At 67.4% G+C, this 1,999-nt stretch carries 2 protein-coding genes; both read right to left on the bottom strand.

The features are described from left to right. Nucleotides 1-900: ABC transporter substrate-binding protein (locus IH13_RS0123735; RefSeq protein WP_037842212.1), on the bottom strand; the 900-nt coding region annotated here is incomplete at its 3' end. A 44-nt stretch (nucleotides 901-944) separates the two neighbouring features. Further along, nucleotides 945-1,937 (bottom strand): ABC transporter permease, encoded by a 993-nt coding sequence (locus IH13_RS0123730; RefSeq protein ID WP_031087622.1) that lies wholly within the window; start codon nucleotides 1,935-1,937, stop codon nucleotides 945-947. Nucleotides 1,938-1,999 lie beyond the last annotated feature (62 nt).

Below are 1,999 nucleotides of genomic sequence, written 5' to 3'. Positions count from 1 at the left end.
CTCGATGCCGGCGGTGATCGTGTCGTCCAGCAGGTGGTCGTCGATCGTGGTGGCGTTGACGTTGAACTTGAGCTCGATCTTGTCCGGCAGTGCCTTGCGGATCGGGTCCGTCTTCGGGTCCCACTCCGGGTTGCGGACCAGCGTCGCGCCCTTGCCCTCGTCGTACGCCGAGAACTTGTACGGGCCCGAGGAGACGATCTTCTGGACGTAGGAGGCGCCCTTGTCGGCCTTCTGCGGGACCGGTGCGGTCTGCGAGAAGGCCGCGAGGTAGTCCATGTCCGCGAACGGCTTGTTCAGCTTGAAGACGATCGTGTAGTCGTCCGGGGTCTCGATGGACTTGAGGCCCTCGGCGGACTTGTCCTTGTACGGACCCTTGTACTTGTCGCCGCCTTCGAGGTAGGCCTTGAAGTACGTCGGGCCGTTGGACAGGGCCTCCGGCGCGAAGTTGGAGCGCTCGACGGCGTACTTGACGTCCTTCGAGGTGACCTCGGTGCCGTCCTCGAACTTCACGCCCTTGCGGAGCGTGTACGTCCAGGTCTTGGCGTCGTCGCTGGCCTTGCCGAGGTCGGTGGCCAGGTCGGGGACGACCTCCAGGCCCTCGTCACCGGCGGCCGGCTTGAAGGTCACCAGGGAACGGCCGTACAGGCGGGAGAAGTTCTGCACCCAGCCGTAGTAGGTGTCGCCCGGGTCCAGGGAGTCGGGACCGCTGGCGTGCTCGTAGGTGACCGTCCCCCCCTTCTTGTCCGTCGGGTTGACGATCGAGGTCAGAGCCGCGTCGGCCTTGGCGCCGCCGCCGCCGGATCCGCCCTTGGAGTCCGAGTCACTGCCGCTGCAGGCGGAGGCGCCGAGCGACACCGCCACGACCACCGCAATGGCAGCCGCCTTCTTTCTGTTCTGCATGCTGAGGAAAGCCCCCTCGTTTGTCCGGTGCGGCATGGCCGCGCTTACTTGCCACGAGGGTCGAGTGCGTCGCGCAGCCCGTCCCCCAGCAGATTGAAGGCCAGCACGGTGATGAAGATCGCCATGCCGGGGATGACCATGAACATCGGGTCGACCTCGTAGAGCTCGACCGCCTGCGTGAGCATGCCGCCCCACGAGGCCTGCGGCGGCGCGATACCGACGCCGAGGAAGGAGAGGGACGCCTCGAAGAGGATGTTCGTGGGGATCAGGAGCGTCGCGTAGACGAGGATCGGCGCGATGAGGTTCGGCAGCAGTTCGCGGAAGAGGATGAACGGTCCGCGGGCCCCCAGCGACCTGGCCGCCTCGACGAACTCCCTCTCGCGCAGCGACAGGGTCTGCGCGCGGACGATGCGCCCGATGTAGGGCCAGCTGAAGAAGCCGATCACGAAGACGAGGACGGCGATCCGCAGCGTGAGCCCTTCCATCCCGAAGGCCTCGCCCTGCAGGGAGGCCGAGATCGAGATCGCGAAGAGCAGCAGCGGGAAGGCGAGGAAGGTGTCCATCAACCGGCTGATGAAGCTGTCCACCCAGCCGCCGTAGAACCCGGCCACGACCCCCATCACGACGCCGATGACGACGGAGAGCAGCGTGGAGCCGACGGCGACGACCAGGGAGACCCAGGAGCCTTCCAGGATGCGCGCGAAGATGTCGCGTCCGGTCTGGGGTTCCACGCCGAGCGGGTGGTCCCAGCTGATGCCGCCGAAGTCGCCCTTGGGCGCCAGCATGACGGGGTCGACGAGGCCCTGGTTGAAGGCGTTCGGGTCGAGGCCGAGGAGCGACTGGATCGGCTTGGACAGCACCGCGGTGAGGATCAGCAGCACGACAACGATGCCACCGGCCACCGCGGCCTTGTCCCGCTTGAAGCGGGTCCAGGCGATGCGCCCGAGCGAGCGGCCCTCGATCTCCTTGCCGCCCGCGCCCTCCAGCACCGCTTCGGGCTGCGCATCCGCCCTGGTGGTCTCGATAGGTGCCGTCATCGCGCTGGAGACCCCTCTCGGCCGACGGATGGCCGGCCTATGACCGCCGCTGTAGCGGCTCC

Source organism: Streptomyces sp. NRRL WC-3549, assembly GCF_000721935.1.
In the GTDB taxonomy this organism is placed as follows: Bacteria; Actinomycetota; Actinomycetes; order Streptomycetales; family Streptomycetaceae; genus Streptomyces.
This window is presented reverse-complemented; position numbering and strand designations above follow the sequence as displayed.